Raw genomic sequence first — 17,888 nt, 5'->3', positions numbered from 1 at the left:
TATCACTCCCCTTGTAATAAGTTGTTTACGGTTGTTGAAACCATTCCCCAACTTTGTTTAAACTCTTCAAGCTGCTCTAATCCTTTGTCGGTTACGTGATAATATTTTCGCTTTGGACCGAGTGAGGAAGCTTTTAATGTTCCTTCAATCAATTTTTCTTTTTGCATACGTAACAATAACGGATATATGCTTCCTTCACTTACGAATGTAAATCCGTGTTTATTTAATTTTGTACTCAGTTCATATCCGTACACTTCTTCTTGTGAAATGATGTATAGGATGCAACCTTCGAGCACACCTTTTAACATTTGGCTGTGCATGATTTCACCACCTTTTACTCAGGTAACTTGCGTTGCAAGGTAGCTGTTATCCAAATTATAACATTCAGTAACTTGCAACGCAAGTTACTGAAGTGGAAAACTTTAATGAGTGTTAATTCTTCATCGTTTCCCATACTAACGAGAGGAGGGAAGCATATGAAACCATTTATGCCAAAACTCGTTTACTTTGAACCGAAGGCACTCGAATATCCGCTTGGAAAAGAGCTGTATGAGAAGTTTACGAAGATGGGATTAGAAATTCGTGAAACGACATCCCATAATCAAATTAGAAATTTGCCAGGTGAAAATGATTTGCAAAAGTATCGTAATGCAAAGGCAACACTTGTCGTTGGGGTGAGGAAAACATTAAAGTTTGATACGTCAAAACCGTCAGCTGAATATGCAATCCCGCTCGCAACGGGGTGTATGGGACATTGTCATTATTGCTATTTGCAAACGACACTTGGGAGTAAGCCTTACGTTCGCGTGTATGTCAATCTTGATGAAATATTTGAGAAGGCAAAGCAGTATATGGATGAAAGAGCACCAGAAATAACAAGGTTTGAAGCGGCTTGTACATCAGATATTGTTGGAATTGATCATTTAACACATGCATTAAAGCGGGCGATTGAATTCATTGGAGAAAGTGAGCATGGGCGTTTACGTTTCGTTACGAAATATTCGCACGTTGATCATTTATTAGATGCAAAACATAATGGGAAAACTCGTTTTCGATTTAGTATTAATTCACGGTATGTAATCAAAAATTTTGAGCCGGGGACATCACCTTTTGAAGAACGAATTGAAGCGGCTCGTAAAGTAGCAGGTGCGGGTTATCCACTTGGGTTTATAGTTGCACCACTTTATATGCATGAAGGATGGGAAGAAGGATATCGTGAACTATTTGAGCGACTGTACAATGCGCTAAAAGATTTGTCGATACCGAATTTAACATTTGAATTAATTCAACATCGCTTTACAAAACCAGCAAAAAAGGTCATTCAAGAGCGTTATCCGAATACGAAGCTTGAAATGGATGAAGAGAAGCGCAAATATAAATGGGGACGATATGGCATCGGGAAATACGTATATAAAAAAGATGATGCAGAAGTATTGGAAGAAACGATTAGAGGATATATTCATCACTTTTTTCCTAACGCAGAAATTCAATATTTTACATGAAAAGAACTTGTATTGGAATGCAAGTTCTTTTTTCTTTTAAATATTTAGGCTTGTTTTCAACTTGTCACGTTATTCTTTCTGGTGTATCATTTTATTGATTGCTTCGTACGGAATGAGCAAAATGAAATTGGATGGAGGAAACCGATGCCTACCCCTAGTATGGAAGATTATATTGAACAAATTTATTTGTTGATTGATGAAAAGGGTTATGCCCGCGTATCTGATATTGCTGAAGCGCTGAGTGTACATCCATCCTCTGTAACGAAAATGGTGCAAAAATTAGACAAAGATGAATATCTAATTTATGAAAAATATAGAGGGCTTGTATTAACATCAAAAGGTAAAAAAATCGGAGAACGTCTCGTATATCGTCATGACTTGCTAGAGCAATTTATGCGTATTATCGGTTTGGATGAAAGTAAAATTTACAATGATGTAGAAGGAATTGAACATCATTTAAGTTGGGAAGCAATTGACCGCATTGGTGATCTAGTGCAATATTTTGAACAAGATGAGGTTCGAGTGGAAACACTTCGTGGCGTTCAAAAAGCAAATGAAGAGAAAAGTAATTAAGGGGGAACGTATGTCGTTTCCTTTTTTATTTCAACCGAAAAGGATGGGGAAATTATGAAAGCAATTATTTTTGATTTTGATGGATTAATTGTAGACACAGAAACAATATGGTTTCACTCTTTCAGAGACGCTGTTCGTGAGTACGGTGGGGAGTTACCTTTAGCGGAATTTGCGAAATGTATTGGAACGACAGACGATGTGCTTTACGCATATTTAAATGAGCAATTAAAAGAGAAGTTTAACAAGGATGCATTAAAAGAAAAAGTGAAAACTTTACATAAAGAGAAAATGAAAATACCAGAAGCTCGTGACGGGGTAAAAGAATATTTAGAGGAAGCGAAAGAAATGGGATTGAAAATCGCATTAGCTTCCAGTTCATCTAGAGAATGGGTTACTTCTTTTTTGGAAGAGCTACAAATTCGAGATTATTTTGAAGTCATTAAAACAAGGGAAGATGTTGAGAAGGTAAAACCGGATCCAGCACTTTATCGAATTGCGATAGAAGATTTAGGAATTGATCCGTCTGAAGCTGTTGTATTTGAAGACTCGTTAAACGGATTAAAAGCAGCGATTGCAGCAGGATTAAAGTGCGTTGTTGTACCTAATGATGTGACAAGGAATTTACCATTTGAAAATCATCACCTTCGAATTGAAAGTATGAAAGATAAAAGTTTGAAAGAAGTACTGCAAAATATAAAAAAAGACCGTATTTCCTAAAAGGAAGCACGGTCTTTCTTTTTGTTTTTTTTACCTTCAATGACAGTTAAATGAGATTGTTTTCTTTTTCGCTTCAAAGTGGAAGGAGCGCCTTTCTTACCTTTGTCATTAGAAGCGTTGGATTTCAAGAAAGAATTGCTTAGGGGTGCTACATTTTGTTTCTTATGTTTGCGGTTCGATTGTTTCGCTGCACGCTTATAAGAGCTTTGCGAATTTGCAGAACCACTAGAATTTGTAAACATCTTGTATAGCAAATAAAAGATACCGACAACAAGTAACATGTACCCGATATTTCTTAATACACCCATTGGATTTGTAATGACAGATGAAACAAGGCCGAATATTGCTAATCCGATAATAAGCATAACTATAGCGAATGTAAACGAACGACCGTTCATAAGGGACACCTCCTAAAAACATATATTAAAATTAGTATATTAACGATGAGGAAAGGAGTTGAACACCAATTTTAAATAATTATTGTTTGTTTTCTAAACGTAATAATTCTTCAAACGATGCAATGGCTACTTCCACTTGATCATCTGTTGGTTCTTTCGTTGTTAATAGTTGCAGCCATAATCCGGGATATCCAAGTATGCGTAATACTGGAATATCGCGTAATCGATTTGTAAATTGTAACACTTCAAAAGAAATGCCGAGAACGACTGGAATTAATAAAATTCGGTTTACGACTCTGGCCCAAAGTGGGTCTGTAGGGACAAGGAAATAAACAAACATTCCAATAATGACTGTAAATATAATAAAACTACTGCCACAGCGATAATGAAGGCGAGTTTGTTTTTGAACATTTTCTACAGTCATTGGAAGATTATTCTCATAGGCATTAATTACTTTATGCTCCGCACCATGGTACTGAAATACCCGCTTAATAAGTGGGGTTAAAGAAATAAAGTATATATAGCTCAATAATAGCATGAGCTTAATGACACTTTCGACAATGATTTGCCCTGTATGAGAAGGGAAAATTGGTCTCGTTAATTCAGCTAGTAGTGCAGGAACTGCTGTGAAAATGACTTTACCGAATATGAAAGATAAAACGCCAACTGCTGCAACTCCTAATACCATCGTTAATTTCGATTGTTCTTCTTTGTTATTTGCGATTTGTTCGTCTTCTTCTGGGTGGACATCAAATCGTTCTGAAGCAAAGTTTAAATGTTTTGCTCCATTCGCACTTGCATCCACAATAGCGGCAATCCCTCGTAAAAATGGAATTTTTTTCAGGATAGATAATGCTTTATTACGAACGCGTGGTAATCGATAAAATTCAATCGATTTATCTTTACGACGAACCGCTGTAACAGTATATTCTCTACCGCCAAACATAACTCCTTCTATGACTGCTTGCCCGCCATATATTTGTTTTGACTCTTCTGCCATGTTAACACCAACCTGTATTTGTTTCTCTCTTATGTAGAAAAAGAGGCAATTGTCATACTGGGTTCTGTCATTTTGAAATAAGACAATCACCGAGTTTCCTTTATTTTATCGACAAATACAAGTATATGACAAGGAAAAATGTTACGAGAGTCGGACATTTCTTATTCTTTTTATAGACAAATTTCGCAGTATTTAAACATGGTTCAAAATAGTTTCGGGCATACTATTGAGCGGAGGTGTCGATGTGAGTCAAGAACAATTAGGAACAAGGAATTTTGTACAAATTGGTTTATTTGGTGGAATCTTTTGGGGAGGGATATGGTATTTCCTTCATATATTTTCATTTACGGAAGCAGGACCGAACTATTTACTTTTACCATTTGCCTTTGGAAGCTGGAAAGAAGGGGTATGGGGCAATGTGTCAGGAATTGTTTGTATGGGACTACTTTCGATTTTAATTGCCTTTTTGTATAAAGCGTTTTTGGCAAAGTTTGAAGGAATTATTCCAGGGATGATTTATGGGCTATTTTGGTGGGCGTTACTATTTTTCGGAATGGGATTAATAGCGCCTGCCATTAAAAGTGCACTCCATTTACCGAAAGAAACAATTGTGACGACGATATGTATTTTTATATTGTATGGTGTGTTTATAGCATACTCTGTTTCCTACGCAGTAAATACCAATAAAGCTGAGCGAGAAGGGGAAGAGAAGACAAACTATTCAAATAAGTGACTCCTATGTTAAAATGTTGTATAGATATTTAATATTAAGGAGTTTTAAACATATGAAAAAGGTACTCCTCGTAAACGGTCCTAACCTAAATCGCCTCGGTGTCAGGGAGGTAAATGTATATGGAAAGGGCACGCTAGCGACACTTGAAGCAGATATGAAGCAAGAAGCAGAAAAAATGGGAGTGGAGTTAGAATGTTTCCAATCGAATCATGAAGGTGCGATTATCGATCGTATTCATGAGGCGGAAGATATATATGAAGGGATCATTTTAAATCCTGGAGCATTTACGCATTATAGCTATGCGATTCGAGATGCAATTGCGAGCATTTCGATTCCTGTTATTGAAGTACATATTTCTAACATTCACCAGCGTGAGTCGTTCCGTCACGAATCTGTGACGGCAGCTGTTTGTGCGGGACAAATTGTTGGATTTGGTTTTTATGGCTATAAGTTAGCGTTATTTGCATTAATGGAGAAATTGAGGGAGGCATAAAGTAATGGAGAAAATCGAAAGAGTAAGAAGTGCATTTGATGAGGCTGGTATTGACGGTATTTTGTTAACAAATGAACATAGTCGTAGATATATGGCTAACTTCACAGGAACAGCTGGTGTTGTACTGATTTCGAAAAATCGTGCTCAATTTATTACAGATTTCCGTTATGTAGAGCAGGCTAGTAAACAAGCGGTTGGATACGAGATTGTACAGCATGCAGGATTAATCATTGATGAAGTTGCAAAGCGAGTGAAGGAACTGGGAATTCAAAAGCTTGGCTTTGAGCAAGATACTCTTACATATAGTTCTTATTCAGCGCATAAAGAAGTAATCGATGCTGAATTTATCCCAACTTCTGGGCTTGTAGAAAAGTTACGCTTGATAAAGACTGATTCAGAGATTAAGATATTAAAGGAAGCTGCACAGATTGCAGATGCTGCCTTTGAACATATTCTATCATTCATTCGCCCGGGAGTATCTGAAATTGAAGTGTCAAATGAACTTGAATTTTTCATGAGAAAACAAGGAGCAACATCTTCTTCGTTTGATATTATCGTTGCTTCAGGTCTTCGTTCGGCATTACCGCACGGCGTGGCATCTGAAAAAGTGATAGAAACAGGAGATTTCGTTACATTAGACTTCGGCGCTTATTACAAAGGATATTGTTCTGATATTACTCGTACGATTGCAGTTGGTGAACCATCTGATAAATTGAAAGAAATTTATAATATCGTTTTAGAAGCACAATTACGTGGTGTGAACGGTATTAAAGCTGGTTTAACAGGCCGTGAAGCGGATGCGTTAACGCGCGATTACATAACGGAAAAAGGATATGGTGAATACTTTGGACACTCTACTGGTCATGGAATTGGTCTTGAAATCCATGAAGCACCAGGTTTAGCGTTCCGTTCTGATACAGTACTTGAACCAGGAATGGCTGTAACAGTAGAACCAGGTATTTATATTCCAGGTATTGGCGGCGTACGTATTGAAGATGATATCATTGTAACAAGTGAAGGTAATGAAGTAATTACGAAATCACCAAAAGAACTTATTATTTTGTAATATACAGGAGGATTTTTTTACATGATTTCAGTAAACGATTTTCGTACAGGTTTAACAATTTCAGTGGACAATGCCCTTTGGCAAGTAATGGATTTCCAACACGTAAAGCCAGGTAAAGGTGCTGCATTCGTTCGCTCTAAACTACGTAACCTTCGCACAGGATCTGTTCAAGAGAAAACATTCCGTGCAGGTGAAAAAGTAGAAAAAGCACACATCGAAAACCGTCGTATGCAATACTTATACGCGAGCGGTGAGTCTCACGTATTTATGGATAACGGAACTTACGAGCAAATCGAACTTGGTGAAAACCAAATCGAGCGCGAACTTAAATTCCTAAAAGAAAACATGGAAGTATCTATTATGACATACCAAGATGAAGTACTTGGTGTTGAACTTCCGAACACAGTTGAATTAAAAGTGTCAGAAACAGAGCCTGGTATTAAAGGCGATACAGCTTCTAACGTAACAAAACCAGCTACATTAGAAACTGGTCTTGTTGTACAAGTACCAATCTTCATTAACGAAGGCGAAATGCTTATCATCAACACTGGTGAAGGTAAATACGTTTCTCGTGCATAGTAGAAAAGCACTCGTGATCATCACGAGTGCTTTTTTTTATAGGAAATAGGGTAGATAGTAAATAGCAGTGATAATAAAACTAACTAAAACAAGTGAAAGAGTACCCGCCATATATGGAGTGAAAACAATTTGAAATGGTTTTATTTCGCCAGTCTCAACGCCAGTCAGTGTTTTACTTATTGCGTGATCCGTAATGTTGTTTCTATGAGTATTCATAATAATTAACCACATAATTGCAAATATCGCTAAACTACCAAGGAAAAAGGTCTCCATAAATGACCAACCGACCAATTTTGAAAAAAGATAAATAAGAGCTAATTCTATTACAATTGTTAAACTAATTTTCAATACCTTCATATTTTCCCCCCCCTCATTTTGCACATATAGTCAATTTTTAAAAATGGCGCGATACGATATGTAGTACACGAGATGACTTTAGTTCTATCTCTCATGCTGCATCGTCTATACTCCCTATAACTATTAAATATACCATAATATTCCGTTAAAAAATACGAATATTCGGACTACAGATAGAAGATAGAGAAATATTATGTTTTTACTTCTGAAATAGACAACCCCTGCATATGGTTGTACAAATATATTCTTTTTTGGAATGTAGCAATAGTAACCGTTATGGGAGAAGGTGGGAGAATGAAACAGTGGCTAGCGGCAATGGAAACATCCGTGCTTGTAATGGGGTTACTTCGGTTGTTTTCAGGTAGCGCGGAAATATTCGCCGCTTTGCTTATGCTTTATGTGAATGATGCGAAGAAAGCATTGTTTATAAATGGTATGTTGGCGTTTGTTGGACCGACCGTATTAATTTTAACAATGACAATAGGCATAGCGAGTGTGGCAAGTGAGATTTCTTTCTTGAAACTCTTTTTTCTAGCGCTTGGAATTGGCTGCATTTTTATCGCGTTGTTGAAATAGTAAGTCGAGTATAGTGGGGAGAAGCTGATGAAAGAAGTATTAGAAGTTTTACCGAAAACGATGAAGCAGCTAGTGGAAAGTTGTAAGCAATACGATGCTCTAGAGGAAATTCGTGTTCGAATTGGAAGACCGCTAGAGTGTATTGCTCATGGCGAAGTGTTTTTTTATGACTATGTCGTTACAGCAGAGGATGCCATTTACTTATTGAATAAGTTAAGTCAATTCTCAATTTATACGATGGAAGAGGAATTAAAACGTGGGTATGTGACACTTCGAGGAGGACATAGAATCGGCTTAGCTGGAAAAGTCATTACAGAAAAAAGCGCAGTGAAAATGATTCGAGATGTCTCTTCCTTTAATATTCGTATCGCTCGTCAAAAAATAGGAATTGCTGAACCACTTTTGCCGTATTTGTATGAGTCAAGATGGTTAAACACGATGGTAATTGGCCCGCCGCAAACGGGAAAAACAACACTTTTAAGAGATGTAGCACGTTGTATGAGTCAAGGTGTAAGTGCTTCGAAAATACCTTCGTGTAAAGTCGGGATTGTAGATGAACGGTCAGAAATTGCAGGCTGCGTGAAAGGTATTCCGCAATATGACTTTGGAGCGCGAGTAGATGTGTTAGACGCATGTCCAAAAGCTGAAGGAATGATGATGATGATTCGTTCTATGAGTCCAGATGTTTTGATTGTAGATGAAATTGGGCGTAAAGAAGATAGTGAAGCAATTATGGAGGCGGTGCATGCAGGGGTTCAGCTTTTTATAAGCGCACATGGATTTTCTTATGATGATGTTGTGAAACGTCCATCACTAAAAGCGGTGCTGGAGCTCGGTATATTTGATAGGTTTGTGGAGCTATCAAAAGCAAGAGGACCAGGAACAGTTATGCAAGTGAAAGATAAATATGGAAAATCGGTATTACCTCATAGAAAGGCTGAGGGCGTATGGTAAAAATATTTGGTGCAGTGTTAATCGTTGCGGTCAGCACCTTTTTCGGGTTTTCATACGCTAAAAGATACAGTGAGAGACCAAGGCAACTTAGATTATTAAAAGCGGCACTTCAATCATTAGAGGCAGAAATTATGTATGGGCATACACCTTTATCTGAAGCCGCTGAGCGATTAGTGAAACAAATGCCGAAGCCGTTAAATTGGATATTTCAAAGTTTCGCTAGAAGGCTAGAAAGTGGAGACCAAACAGTAAGAGAAGCTTGGATAGATAGTTTGAAAGAAAATTGGAAGCTAACAGCATTTCAACAAACTGAGTACGAGATTTTGCAGCAATTTGGCGAAACGCTCGGACAGCATGATCGTGAATCACAACAAAAACATATTCGCTTATGCATTACACATTTAGAGAGAGAAGAAGAAGAAGCGAAAGCATTACAACTGCAATACGAAAAAATGATCAAGAGCTTAGGGGTACTAGCGGGGCTACTTATCGTAATTTTACTGCTATAGGAGGGAGAAAGGCGATGTCCATTGATGTTGGATTAATATTTCAAATCGCCGGAATCGGCATTGTTTTAGCTTTTATTCATACCGTACTAAAAGAATTAAAGCGAGAGGATATTGCAAATTGGGTTATCCTTGTCGGTTTTGTCGTTATTTTATTTCATGTGGCATTTTTAATTAATACGCTATTCGACAAGATTAAGAGTGTCTTTCTCTTCCAGTAAAGGAGGCGGTTCGAATCGAAATTATACAAATTGTCGGATTAGGCCTCGTTGCTACGTTTTTAGCGGCTGTATTAAATCAGCATAAATCTAGCATTACGTCGTTATTTATTGTGTTCGTAGGTAGCGTGATGTTTCTTATTTTAATTGATCAAATTCACTCTATTTTACAAATGATTGAGAGAGTAGCGAGTGAAGCGAAAGTTAGCAACGTATATGTAGAAACGTTGCTAAAAATTATTGGGATTGCTTATATTGCTGAGTTTGGAGCACAAATTACAAAAGATGCAGGGCAGGGTGCAATCGCTTCAAAAATTGAATTAGCTGGAAAAATCTTAATTTTAGTAATGGCGATTCCTATTTTGACGGTTGTCATTGAAACTATTCTCGGATTTTTACCGACGGGATAAGGGGGAGTGAATGTTGAAGGGGTTTGGAGCTAAGCTGCTATTTGCTTGCTTCCTTTTCTTTTCTTTACCGGTTGTTGTACAAGCTTCTCCTGTAGAAACAAACGTCGTTGATCAACAATTGGATAAGCTCGGAATTGAAGATGTGAAGCAATTTTGGGACGGGCTTGTTACAAAATATGGAGGTTATTTACCAGAGAGTCAAAAAGGTAGTTTTATGGAGTTTGTAAAGGGAGAAAAAGAAATTTCTATAAAAGAGTGGATGCTAGGTTTATTAAAGTATTTATTTCACGAGCTTGTTGCAAATGGGAAGCTGCTGGGAACGCTCATTATGCTTACAATTTTTAGTGCATTGTTGCAATCACTGCAATCTGCATTTTCAAAGAGTAGTGTAAGTAAAATTGCGGATGCAGTTGTATATATGGTACTTATTATTTTCGCTTTAAATAGTTTTTATGTCGTCATGACATATGCAAGAGAAACGATACAAACAATGGTAGATTTCATATTAGCGCTATTGCCAATCTTGCTTGCACTCATAGCAACTGGAGGTGGTGTTGTATCTGTATCGTTTTTTCATCCGATTATCATCTTTTTAATGAACACGAGCGGACTTTTGATGAATTATATCGTTCTACCACTTTTATTACTTGCAACGATATTAAGTATTGTAAGTACGATGAGTGATCAATATAAAGTTACGAAATTGTCCAAGCTTCTGCAAAACGTTAGCGTTGGGATTATCGGTATTTTTTTAACGATTTTTTTAGGGGTATTATCTGTACAAGGAACAGCGACAGCTGTTGCTGATGGAATCGCTGTGAAAACAGCTAAATTTGTAACAGGGAACTTTATTCCCGTAGTAGGAAGAATGTTTACAGAGGCGGCGGATACTGTTATTAGTGCATCGGGATTATTAAAAAACACAGTCGGAATTATCGGGCTCGTCATTCTATGCTTAATTGTTGCTTTTCCAGCGATTCAAATTTTTTGTATCGCGTTTATTTATAAATTCGCAGCAGCAGTATTACAGCCAGTTGGCAGTGGAGCAATTATTCAATGTTTAGATATTATCGGGCGAAGCATCATTTATGTATTTGCTTGCTTAGCTATCGTATCATTTATGTTCTTTTTAAGTATCACAATTATTATTGCTGCGGGGAACATTACACTTATGATGCGGTAGGGGGTGAAGGATATGCAATTTGTTACAGAGTGGATTAGAAATATTATCGTTTTTTTACTTTTAGCGACAATGCTTCATCTTATTCTTCCAAATTCAAATTTGCAAAAGTACGTTAAATTCGTTGTAAGTCTATTATTAGTTGTATTAATCTTAACGCCCCTTTTTAAACTACTGCAAACAGATGTGAATGAAGTAATCGCAAATTTTAATGAAGAGAAGTACGTAGCAGAAGGATCTGTAAAAAATTCAATAGATTCGAAGAAAAAAGAAATACAAGCTCTAACACGTGCATATAGTTTAGAAGAGATGGCTACCAAAATGAAAAAAGAAGTAGGAAAAGAATTCGAGAAAAAGTATGGTATGACAGTCTCTGAAATACAAATAGTCGCAGCGGAAAGTACAGCGGAAGTAAAGTCAGCAAAAGATATTCAAACTGTTGTTGTGACGTTGAAAGAAAAAGAACGTAGTAAAAATGATGCAATCGAAACAGTAAAACCAGTTGAAATTAACACGAAGGAACCTCCGAAAAAAGTAGAAGAAACGAATGTAGAAATGAAAGATTTCTTTTCAAGCAGGTGGCAACTAGAGAATAAACAAATCCAAGTTCAAATGGAAGGGAGGACAGGTAGAGTAAATGGACAATAAAGATAAAAATTCGAAGTTCTCATTTTTTCGAAACTTATTGAATGGGGATGAAAAAGAAAGCAATGAGAAGGGAAAAAAGATAACACCTAAGTTTTTACTTGTCCTACTCATACTTGGGATTTTACTTATGTTTTCTAGTAGTCTTTTTTCAAGTAAAAAAGAAGAAGTACCTGTATTTAAAGAACAAAAAACGCAAAACCAAGAAAAAGACGTACCAACTTTTGGACAAAAAAATAATGATAGTATGTCAAATGTAGAAAAGTATGAAAAAGCGTATGAACAAGAATTAAAAGCAGCCTTAGAAGAAATAGCGGGAGTAAAAGATGTAACAATTAAAGTAAATTTAGATTCATCAGAAGAAAAAATATTAGAGAAAAATACAGTGAAACGTTCACAAACAACAGGTGAAACAGATAAGACAGGTGGTAAGAGGGAAGTAGAAGATGAGTCCCTTGATGAAAAGACAGTCATTATACGTGAAGGTGATAAAGAAACTCCCGTTGTTTTACGAACAGAGAAACCGAAAGTACGAGGTGTTCTTGTCGTAGCAAAAGGAGTGGATAATATACAAGTTAAAGCGATGGTAAAAGAAGCTGTAATACGGCTGCTAGATGTACCAGCCCATCGTGTTTCAGTTTCGCCGAAAAATTGATAGGGAGGAAATAAAGTGTTAAAAAAACAAACGGTTTGGCTATTAACGATGTTAAGTTTAGTTGTTGTACTATCTGTTTATTACGTAACAACTCCTGACAAAATGAATACAGCATCGCCGGCAACAGGTGAAAAGATTGGACAAGAAAAACAAGGTACTGATAAAGCAGTAACAAATGAAGCACCTAAAGAAACGCCAAAAAAAGAAAATACAAGCAAGGAAACATCAAATAAAGAAACAGACAAAAAAGAGAGTGCTAACAAAGAAACAAGTAAAAAAGATGCTAACGTAACAGTTCAATCAAGTGATGAAAATTTCACAGCACTACGTATGCAAATGGAAGATCAGCTAAGTGAACAAAAATCAAGATTACAAGAAGTGATGAATTCAGCAAAATCTTCAGCAACAGAAAAGAGTAAAGCGAAAGATAATTTTGATGCAATTACTACAATGGAAACGAAGCAAGAATTACTTGAGACAGTGATTAAGTCTCAAGGAGGATATAAAGATGCCCTTGTAAGAGCTGATGGAACTGACATTAGAGTAACTGTGAAAGCAGCAAAGCATTCACAAAAAGAAGCGAATAAAATTATACAGCTTGTAAGAAGTGAAGGCGGATCAAAAGATGTAGGTGTGAAATTTGATCCACCGACAAAATAAAAACTAATAATCCGCGGGGGATTCCCCTGCGGATTATTAGTTTTTACGAATCGGATTGTTTGAAAATAATTATAGAAAAAAAGCTATCATTTTCGATAGCTTTTTTCTGTTTCGTCTTTGTAGTTGTTTTTATTATGTTCAACTCGGAATGGAGAAATACGTTGTGAGTAAAAGATTAGCGGTTCATGGTAACGATGATTACTTTTTCCGGATTTGACGTGGATGAAGAGAACGAATGCCCAGACCATTACGGCAGGTAAGAAGAGAATGAGCCATATCATATGTCCACACCTCGATACGATATATTTTCTACACTTTGAACATACTATTCTTATATGAAGGAATGATGAACGGTGTGTAAACAAAAAAATAATATTTGGTAAAAATATGTTGTTGACTATAGATGAGGTGAAGAGTGGAGCGGTAATGATCTGTTTATTGTGTAGCATTGTGAAAAAAGTAAGGAATGTTTTTTAGAAGTGGTCTTGCCAATTTTGTGTGAAACTTGGTATTATTACTAGGTAATAAATTTTTATTGGAATAATATTTTTACAGGAGTTTCGATTTATTATAAAGAAATATAAATTGGAATGTTTAAAAAATTTATCGTAAGATGGAAATAGTAACTATTTCTATTAGTAAATGAAATGCATTTTCTAATAGAGTACATCGTATTTTTACAGTCAATCTAGTTTTAGTGACGAGAATCTGTAAAAACGGGACAAACAAGAGTATGGGAGTGGATTTTACATGTTTAAAATTCAAGAAGTTCGTGAATTAATTAAATTAATTGATAGCTCTAATATTGATGAATTTGAATACAAAAAAGATGGTACGACAATCAAAATGAAAAAGCGTGGTAATGAAGTTGTTGCGGTGCAAGCACCTGTAGCAAAACAAGTCGTGCAACCAGTAGCACCTGTTGAAGTTGAAACAACAGTAGCGGCAGCACAAGTGGAAGTACCAAAACAAGAAGAGAAAAAAGCGGTTCAAAATGAAAACCTACATAAAATTACATCACCGATGGTAGGTACATTCTATTCTTCATCTTCGCCTGATACACCTGCATATGTAAGTGTAGGAGACAGAGTATCGAAAGATTCTATCGTATGCATTGTCGAGGCTATGAAGTTATTTAACGAAATCGATGCAGATGTAGATGGTGAAATTGTTGAGATTCTTGTTAATAATGGACAGCTTGTTGAGTATGGACAACCGCTATTTCTTGTAAAAGCGTAATAAGGGAGTCTTTGTGATGATAAAAAAAGTATTAATAGCCAATCGTGGGGAAATTGCTGTACGAATTATTCGTGCTTGTAAAGAAATGGATATTGAAACGGTCGCAATTTATTCAGAAGCAGATAAAGAGTCACTTCACGTACAAATTGCTGATGAGGCGTATTGTGTAGGGCCAACGATTTCGAAAGAAAGCTATTTAAATTTGACGAATATTATTAGTGTTGCGAAGTTAACAGGCTGCGACGCTATTCATCCAGGATACGGATTTTTAGCAGAGAATGCAGATTTTGCAGAGCTATGCCGTGAATGTAACTTAATTTTTATCGGTCCAAGTCCAGAAGCTATTTCAAAGATGGGCACAAAAGACGTTGCTCGTGATACAATGAAAGAAGCAGGGGTTCCGATTGTACCAGGTTCACAAGGGATTATTAAAAATACCGAAGAAGCGGTCGAGCTTGCTAATCAAATTGGATATCCAGTTATTATTAAAGCGACTGCAGGTGGCGGCGGAAAAGGTATTCGTGTTGCACGCCATGAAGAAGAGCTTGTAAAAGGAATTCAAATTACACAGCAAGAAGCTAGTACCGCTTTTGGGAACCCTGGTGTATACTTAGAAAAGTACGTTGAAGATTTCCGCCATGTTGAGATTCAAATAATGGCAGATACACATGGAAATGCCATTCATTTAGGAGAGCGTGATTGTACAATTCAGCGCCGCTTGCAAAAACTACTAGAAGAAAGTCCATCACCTGCACTTGATGAAAATGTTCGTAAACAGATGGGTGATGCGGCAGTTAAAGCGGCGGTAGCGGTTGATTATACAGGTGCTGGTACGGTTGAGTTTATTTATGAATATAGAACGAAAAGCTTTTATTTCATGGAGATGAATACGAGAATTCAAGTTGAGCATCCAGTTACCGAAATGGTAACAGGGATGGATTTAATTAAAGAACAAATTCGTGTTGCTTCTGGAGAAAAGTTATCGTTACAGCAAGAAGAAGTACAATTTAATGGTTGGGCAATTGAATGCCGAATTAATGCGGAAAACCCTGCCAAAAAATTTATGCCATCTCCAGGTAAAGTAGAAATGTACTTGCCACCAGGCGGATTTGGTATTCGCGTCGATTCAGCTGTATATCCGGGATATTCAATCCCACCTTTCTATGATTCGATGGTTGCTAAATTAATTGTTCACGGAAAAACACGTGAAGAGGCAATTGCAAAAATGAAGCGTGCACTCAGTGAGTTTGTCATTGAAGGCGTACATACAACAATCCCGTTCCATTTGCAATTGCTAGATCATCCTGATTTTGTAAAAGGTGAGTTTAATACGAAATTTTTGGAAGAGCATGAACTTGTGACGCAGTGATACATTAAAGGAGGTTTTTTTCATGGCTGAACATATGTTAGATATGGGTCAAGATACAACTCTTGGTAAAGTAGAAATTGCACCAGAAGTAATTGAAGTAATCGCAGGTATTGCAGCTGCTGAAGTAGAAGGTGTAGCGGCAATGCGTGGTAATTTTGCTACAGATGTTGTTGAGAAGTTAGGTAAGAAAAATCATGGTAAAGGTGTAAAGGTTGAATTAGCAAACGAAGATATTATCGTTGACCTTTATGTTGTAATGTATTTTGGCGTAGCAATTCCAGTTGTTGCACAAAAGATTCAAGACAACATTCGCCAGGCACTCTTTACAATGACAGGGCTTGAGCCAAAAGAAGTGAATGTTCACATCGTTGGCGTAACATTCGAAACACAAAAAACAGAAATCGAACCAGTGTAAGAATGAAAAAGATGCCTAGTAACATAGGCATCTTTTTTATCGTTTCATTTCTTCACAAATTAAAACCCTCTAATTATTATACTATTTCAAAAAATAAGAAATCAAAAAGAAGATGTTTCGTTTTTCCAAAAAACGTACATTGTGATAAGATATGGAACTTGAAGTTAATCTTTTTATTATTTTTCAGCCTTGTAACCCGTGTGTGAAACGATAAATTGTGTTATTATCATTGTATTATAAGGTTGGAAAATCAATGAAAACTGTAAGAGTAAGTGAATTGACGGCTTATAAATTATAATAATATAACAAAGCATAAGGAAAGACTTGAAGCATAAAGGAGAGTTACAATGAAACGTAGGACGGCTAGAGAAAGAGCTATGCAAGCATTATACCAAATGGATATTACAGGTGAATTAGAACCGAAAGTAGCGGTGGAAAACACGCTAGATGAAGGTGAAGAAACAAATGAGTTTCTAGAATCACTTGTAGTAGGTTTTGTAGAAAATAAAGAAGTAATTGATGAAGCGATTCGTCAAAACTTAAAAAAATGGAAGCTGGAGCGTATTAGTATTGTTGATCGCAGTATTTTACGTGTAGCTGTTTATGAAATGAAATACATGGAAGAAATTCCACACAACGTAACAATTAACGAGGCAATTGAAATTGCTAAAACATTTGGGGATGAGGAATCTCGTCGTTTTATTAACGGCGTTTTATCTAATATAAAAGATACACTGTAATTTCTTTAAGGGGGAATCTTAAAATGGTAGCAGTAATCATCAAAGGAAATGAAGTTGCGGAGAAAAAACGAGCACAATTAACAGAAGAAGTTGTGAAGTTGAAAGAGCAAGGGATTGTACCAGGATTAGCAGTTATTCTAGTTGGAGAAGATCCAGCATCTCGTTCTTATGTAAAAGGAAAAGAAAAGGGCTGTGAACAAGTAGGAATCTATTCAGAGCTAATTGAACTTCCTGAAACAATTACTGAGGAGCGTTTGCTTGCTGAAATCGATCGCTTAAATGGCGATGACCGTATTAATGGCATTTTAGTGCAATTACCTTTACCAAAACATATTGAAGAAAAAGCTATCATTGAAAGAATTTCACCAGAAAAAGATGTAGATGGATTTCACCCAATCAGCGTGGGACGTATGATGACGGGACAAGATACATTCCTTCCATGTACACCGCACGGTATTGTAGAATTAGTAAAAGAAACAAATCTTGATATCTCGGGAAAACATGTTGTAGTAATTGGAAGAAGTAATATTGTCGGCAAGCCAGTGGGGCAATTGTTCTTAAATGAAAATGCAACTGTCACATATTGTCATTCTAAAACGCAAAATATGAAAGAGTTAACGAAGTTAGCTGATATTTTAATCGTAGCTGTTGGACGACCTAAAATGGTAACAGCTGATTATATTAAAGAAGGAGCGGTTGTAATCGACGTTGGTGTGAACCGTTTAGAAACAGGTAAACTTTGTGGTGATGTTGATTTTGACAACGTGTTAGATGTTGCAGGTTACATTACACCTGTGCCAAAGGGTGTTGGTCCAATGACGATCACAATGCTTCTTCATAATACTGTTGAATCTGCTAAGCGTGCAGGTGTCGTTTGTAAATAATTTGAGTCGGCTATGAGGA

26 protein-coding genes are annotated in these 17,888 nt (G+C 36.6%); 21 read left to right on the top strand and 5 right to left on the bottom strand.

The window, feature by feature from the left end; genetic code table 11:
- Positions 1-2: 2 nt before the first annotated feature.
- Positions 3-320 (bottom strand): PadR family transcriptional regulator, encoded by a 318-nt coding sequence (locus AC3WTA_RS08685; RefSeq protein WP_000556083.1) that lies wholly within the window; start codon positions 318-320, stop codon positions 3-5.
- Between the two features lie 156 nt (positions 321-476).
- Here AC3WTA_RS08685 and splB point away from each other — a divergent pair, with 156 nt between their 5' ends.
- The 3 genes from splB to AC3WTA_RS08670 all read left to right on the top strand — a co-directional run bounded on the left by splB (position 477) and on the right by AC3WTA_RS08670 (position 2,792).
- Positions 477-1,502 carry a spore photoproduct lyase gene (splB, locus tag AC3WTA_RS08680; protein WP_000802100.1) on the top strand — a complete coding sequence of 342 codons (1,026 nt, stop codon included), beginning with the start codon at positions 477-479 and terminating at the stop codon, positions 1,500-1,502.
- Positions 1,503-1,646: 144 nt separating this feature from the next.
- The gene (gene mntR / locus AC3WTA_RS08675) at positions 1,647-2,075 is read left to right on the top strand and encodes a transcriptional regulator MntR (RefSeq protein WP_001143071.1); all 429 of its coding nucleotides are present in this window, start codon (positions 1,647-1,649) and stop codon (positions 2,073-2,075) included.
- 54 nt (positions 2,076-2,129) lie between these two features.
- Positions 2,130-2,792 (top strand): HAD family hydrolase, encoded by a 663-nt coding sequence (locus tag AC3WTA_RS08670; protein WP_000643917.1) that lies wholly within the window; start codon positions 2,130-2,132, stop codon positions 2,790-2,792.
- On the opposite strand, the gene AC3WTA_RS08665 is transcribed toward AC3WTA_RS08670, so the two are convergent.
- Both AC3WTA_RS08665 and AC3WTA_RS08660 read right to left on the bottom strand, forming a co-directional pair.
- Positions 2,789-3,190 carry an SA1362 family protein gene (locus AC3WTA_RS08665; RefSeq protein ID WP_001014468.1) on the bottom strand — a complete coding sequence of 134 codons (402 nt, stop codon included), beginning with the start codon at positions 3,188-3,190 and terminating at the stop codon, positions 2,789-2,791. The two genes, AC3WTA_RS08670 and AC3WTA_RS08665, sit on opposite strands and share 4 nt — an antisense overlap.
- A gap of 79 nt (positions 3,191-3,269) precedes the next feature.
- Positions 3,270-4,190 (bottom strand): DUF1385 domain-containing protein, encoded by a 921-nt coding sequence (locus AC3WTA_RS08660; protein ID WP_000807116.1) that lies wholly within the window; start codon positions 4,188-4,190, stop codon positions 3,270-3,272.
- Positions 4,191-4,434: 244 nt separating this feature from the next.
- On the opposite strand from AC3WTA_RS08660, the gene AC3WTA_RS08655 reads away from it, so the two are divergent.
- Genes AC3WTA_RS08655 through efp form a run of 4 tightly spaced genes read left to right on the top strand, consistent with a single transcriptional unit; the run spans position 4,435 to position 7,061 of the window.
- Positions 4,435-4,923, top strand: a complete 489-nt coding sequence (locus AC3WTA_RS08655; RefSeq protein WP_000076890.1) for a YqhR family membrane protein — start codon at positions 4,435-4,437, stop codon at positions 4,921-4,923.
- A 52-nt stretch (positions 4,924-4,975) separates the two neighbouring features.
- Complete coding sequence (aroQ, locus tag AC3WTA_RS08650; protein ID WP_000757084.1) at positions 4,976-5,416, top strand: type II 3-dehydroquinate dehydratase; 441 nt, start codon at positions 4,976-4,978, stop codon at positions 5,414-5,416.
- 4 nt (positions 5,417-5,420) lie between these two features.
- Complete coding sequence (gene pepQ / locus AC3WTA_RS08645; RefSeq protein ID WP_000411062.1) at positions 5,421-6,482, top strand: Xaa-Pro dipeptidase; 1,062 nt, start codon at positions 5,421-5,423, stop codon at positions 6,480-6,482.
- 21 nt (positions 6,483-6,503) lie between these two features.
- A complete protein-coding gene (gene efp / locus AC3WTA_RS08640) occupies positions 6,504-7,061 on the top strand; it encodes an elongation factor P (protein WP_000626521.1) in 558 nt (185 codons plus the stop codon).
- Positions 7,062-7,097: 36 nt separating this feature from the next.
- Here the strand turns inward: efp and AC3WTA_RS08635 are convergent, their stop codons facing one another.
- A complete protein-coding gene (locus tag AC3WTA_RS08635; RefSeq protein ID WP_000866176.1) occupies positions 7,098-7,418 on the bottom strand; it encodes a hypothetical protein in 321 nt (106 codons plus the stop codon).
- A gap of 294 nt (positions 7,419-7,712) precedes the next feature.
- Here AC3WTA_RS08635 and AC3WTA_RS08630 point away from each other — a divergent pair, with 294 nt between their 5' ends.
- The 9 genes from AC3WTA_RS08630 to AC3WTA_RS08590 are packed head-to-tail and all read left to right on the top strand — an operon-like array spanning position 7,713 to position 13,222.
- The gene (locus AC3WTA_RS08630) at positions 7,713-7,994 is read left to right on the top strand and encodes a YqhV family protein (protein ID WP_000816054.1); all 282 of its coding nucleotides are present in this window, start codon (positions 7,713-7,715) and stop codon (positions 7,992-7,994) included.
- Between the two features lie 27 nt (positions 7,995-8,021).
- Positions 8,022-8,948, top strand: coding sequence for a stage III sporulation protein AA (gene spoIIIAA, locus AC3WTA_RS08625; protein ID WP_000665894.1), 927 nt, complete (start codon positions 8,022-8,024; stop codon positions 8,946-8,948).
- On the top strand, positions 8,942-9,457 hold the full coding sequence (spoIIIAB, locus tag AC3WTA_RS08620; RefSeq protein WP_000238694.1) for a stage III sporulation protein SpoIIIAB: 516 nt from the start codon (positions 8,942-8,944) through the stop codon (positions 9,455-9,457). The genes spoIIIAA and spoIIIAB overlap by 7 nt, the downstream gene beginning before the upstream one ends.
- A gap of 14 nt (positions 9,458-9,471) precedes the next feature.
- Positions 9,472-9,675 carry a stage III sporulation protein AC gene (gene spoIIIAC, locus AC3WTA_RS08615; RefSeq protein WP_000020914.1) on the top strand — a complete coding sequence of 68 codons (204 nt, stop codon included), beginning with the start codon at positions 9,472-9,474 and terminating at the stop codon, positions 9,673-9,675.
- A gap of 23 nt (positions 9,676-9,698) precedes the next feature.
- Entirely contained in the window at positions 9,699-10,082 is a 384-nt protein-coding gene (gene spoIIIAD / locus AC3WTA_RS08610) for a stage III sporulation protein AD (protein ID WP_077393170.1), read from the top strand.
- 10 nt (positions 10,083-10,092) lie between these two features.
- The gene (spoIIIAE, locus tag AC3WTA_RS08605; protein ID WP_000911620.1) at positions 10,093-11,265 is read left to right on the top strand and encodes a stage III sporulation protein AE; all 1,173 of its coding nucleotides are present in this window, start codon (positions 10,093-10,095) and stop codon (positions 11,263-11,265) included.
- Between the two features lie 12 nt (positions 11,266-11,277).
- Positions 11,278-11,910, top strand: coding sequence for a stage III sporulation protein AF (gene spoIIIAF / locus AC3WTA_RS08600; protein WP_001161039.1), 633 nt, complete (start codon positions 11,278-11,280; stop codon positions 11,908-11,910).
- Positions 11,900-12,562, top strand: coding sequence for a stage III sporulation protein AG (spoIIIAG, locus tag AC3WTA_RS08595; RefSeq protein WP_000368869.1), 663 nt, complete (start codon positions 11,900-11,902; stop codon positions 12,560-12,562). The genes spoIIIAF and spoIIIAG overlap by 11 nt, the downstream gene beginning before the upstream one ends.
- 15 nt (positions 12,563-12,577) lie before the next feature.
- Positions 12,578-13,222: a SpoIIIAH-like family protein gene (locus tag AC3WTA_RS08590; protein ID WP_000914706.1), complete on the top strand. Its 645-nt coding sequence runs from the start codon at positions 12,578-12,580 to the stop codon at positions 13,220-13,222.
- Between the two features lie 86 nt (positions 13,223-13,308).
- Here the strand turns inward: AC3WTA_RS08590 and AC3WTA_RS08585 are convergent, their stop codons facing one another.
- On the bottom strand, positions 13,309-13,503 hold the full coding sequence (locus AC3WTA_RS08585) for a hypothetical protein (protein ID WP_046957516.1): 195 nt from the start codon (positions 13,501-13,503) through the stop codon (positions 13,309-13,311).
- Positions 13,504-13,972: 469 nt separating this feature from the next.
- On the opposite strand from AC3WTA_RS08585, the gene accB reads away from it, so the two are divergent.
- The 5 genes from accB (at position 13,973) to folD (ending at position 17,869) form a co-directional block, all read left to right on the top strand.
- Positions 13,973-14,461: an acetyl-CoA carboxylase biotin carboxyl carrier protein gene (accB, locus tag AC3WTA_RS08580; protein ID WP_000472874.1), complete on the top strand. Its 489-nt coding sequence runs from the start codon at positions 13,973-13,975 to the stop codon at positions 14,459-14,461.
- Between the two features lie 16 nt (positions 14,462-14,477).
- Positions 14,478-15,830 carry an acetyl-CoA carboxylase biotin carboxylase subunit gene (gene accC, locus AC3WTA_RS08575; RefSeq protein ID WP_088107362.1) on the top strand — a complete coding sequence of 451 codons (1,353 nt, stop codon included), beginning with the start codon at positions 14,478-14,480 and terminating at the stop codon, positions 15,828-15,830.
- 22 nt (positions 15,831-15,852) lie between these two features.
- A complete protein-coding gene (locus tag AC3WTA_RS08570) occupies positions 15,853-16,245 on the top strand; it encodes an Asp23/Gls24 family envelope stress response protein (RefSeq protein WP_000807630.1) in 393 nt (130 codons plus the stop codon).
- 347 nt (positions 16,246-16,592) lie between these two features.
- On the top strand, positions 16,593-16,985 hold the full coding sequence (gene nusB / locus AC3WTA_RS08565; RefSeq protein ID WP_000830249.1) for a N utilization substance protein NusB: 393 nt from the start codon (positions 16,593-16,595) through the stop codon (positions 16,983-16,985).
- Between the two features lie 23 nt (positions 16,986-17,008).
- A complete protein-coding gene (gene folD, locus AC3WTA_RS08560; protein ID WP_000226735.1) occupies positions 17,009-17,869 on the top strand; it encodes a bifunctional methylenetetrahydrofolate dehydrogenase/methenyltetrahydrofolate cyclohydrolase FolD in 861 nt (286 codons plus the stop codon).
- Positions 17,870-17,888: the final 19 nt, after the last annotated feature.

This window comes from Bacillus sp. EB106-07-01-XG149 (assembly GCF_058791555.1).
The sequence above is the reverse complement of the archived record's forward strand: the minus strand, read 5'-3'. Positions and strand labels throughout refer to the sequence as shown.

What these genes read in the sequence shown, in the direction of transcription:
- splB (WP_000802100.1), top strand. Translation starts at nt 477, where the DNA reads ATGAAACCATTTATGCCAAAACTCGTTTACTTTGAACCGAAGGCACTC.
- AC3WTA_RS08685 (WP_000556083.1), bottom strand. Translation starts at nt 320, where the DNA reads ATGCACAGCCAAATGTTAAAAGGTGTGCTCGAAGGTTGCATCCTATAC.
- pepQ (WP_000411062.1), top strand. Translation starts at nt 5,421, where the DNA reads ATGGAGAAAATCGAAAGAGTAAGAAGTGCATTTGATGAGGCTGGTATT.
- AC3WTA_RS08585 (WP_046957516.1), bottom strand. Translation starts at nt 13,503, where the DNA reads ATGATATGGCTCATTCTCTTCTTACCTGCCGTAATGGTCTGGGCATTC.
- AC3WTA_RS08665 (WP_001014468.1), bottom strand. Translation starts at nt 3,190, where the DNA reads ATGAACGGTCGTTCGTTTACATTCGCTATAGTTATGCTTATTATCGGA.
- accC (WP_088107362.1), top strand. Translation starts at nt 14,478, where the DNA reads ATGATAAAAAAAGTATTAATAGCCAATCGTGGGGAAATTGCTGTACGA.
- AC3WTA_RS08660 (WP_000807116.1), bottom strand. Translation starts at nt 4,190, where the DNA reads ATGGCAGAAGAGTCAAAACAAATATATGGCGGGCAAGCAGTCATAGAA.
- spoIIIAC (WP_000020914.1), top strand. Translation starts at nt 9,472, where the DNA reads ATGTCCATTGATGTTGGATTAATATTTCAAATCGCCGGAATCGGCATT.
- accB (WP_000472874.1), top strand. Translation starts at nt 13,973, where the DNA reads ATGTTTAAAATTCAAGAAGTTCGTGAATTAATTAAATTAATTGATAGC.
- AC3WTA_RS08635 (WP_000866176.1), bottom strand. Translation starts at nt 7,418, where the DNA reads ATGAAGGTATTGAAAATTAGTTTAACAATTGTAATAGAATTAGCTCTT.
- spoIIIAF (WP_001161039.1), top strand. Translation starts at nt 11,278, where the DNA reads ATGCAATTTGTTACAGAGTGGATTAGAAATATTATCGTTTTTTTACTT.
- spoIIIAG (WP_000368869.1), top strand. Translation starts at nt 11,900, where the DNA reads ATGGACAATAAAGATAAAAATTCGAAGTTCTCATTTTTTCGAAACTTA.
- aroQ (WP_000757084.1), top strand. Translation starts at nt 4,976, where the DNA reads ATGAAAAAGGTACTCCTCGTAAACGGTCCTAACCTAAATCGCCTCGGT.
- efp (WP_000626521.1), top strand. Translation starts at nt 6,504, where the DNA reads ATGATTTCAGTAAACGATTTTCGTACAGGTTTAACAATTTCAGTGGAC.
- nusB (WP_000830249.1), top strand. Translation starts at nt 16,593, where the DNA reads ATGAAACGTAGGACGGCTAGAGAAAGAGCTATGCAAGCATTATACCAA.
- spoIIIAE (WP_000911620.1), top strand. Translation starts at nt 10,093, where the DNA reads ATGTTGAAGGGGTTTGGAGCTAAGCTGCTATTTGCTTGCTTCCTTTTC.
- spoIIIAB (WP_000238694.1), top strand. Translation starts at nt 8,942, where the DNA reads ATGGTAAAAATATTTGGTGCAGTGTTAATCGTTGCGGTCAGCACCTTT.
- mntR (WP_001143071.1), top strand. Translation starts at nt 1,647, where the DNA reads ATGCCTACCCCTAGTATGGAAGATTATATTGAACAAATTTATTTGTTG.
- spoIIIAA (WP_000665894.1), top strand. Translation starts at nt 8,022, where the DNA reads ATGAAAGAAGTATTAGAAGTTTTACCGAAAACGATGAAGCAGCTAGTG.
- AC3WTA_RS08670 (WP_000643917.1), top strand. Translation starts at nt 2,130, where the DNA reads ATGAAAGCAATTATTTTTGATTTTGATGGATTAATTGTAGACACAGAA.
- AC3WTA_RS08570 (WP_000807630.1), top strand. Translation starts at nt 15,853, where the DNA reads ATGGCTGAACATATGTTAGATATGGGTCAAGATACAACTCTTGGTAAA.
- AC3WTA_RS08630 (WP_000816054.1), top strand. Translation starts at nt 7,713, where the DNA reads ATGAAACAGTGGCTAGCGGCAATGGAAACATCCGTGCTTGTAATGGGG.
- folD (WP_000226735.1), top strand. Translation starts at nt 17,009, where the DNA reads ATGGTAGCAGTAATCATCAAAGGAAATGAAGTTGCGGAGAAAAAACGA.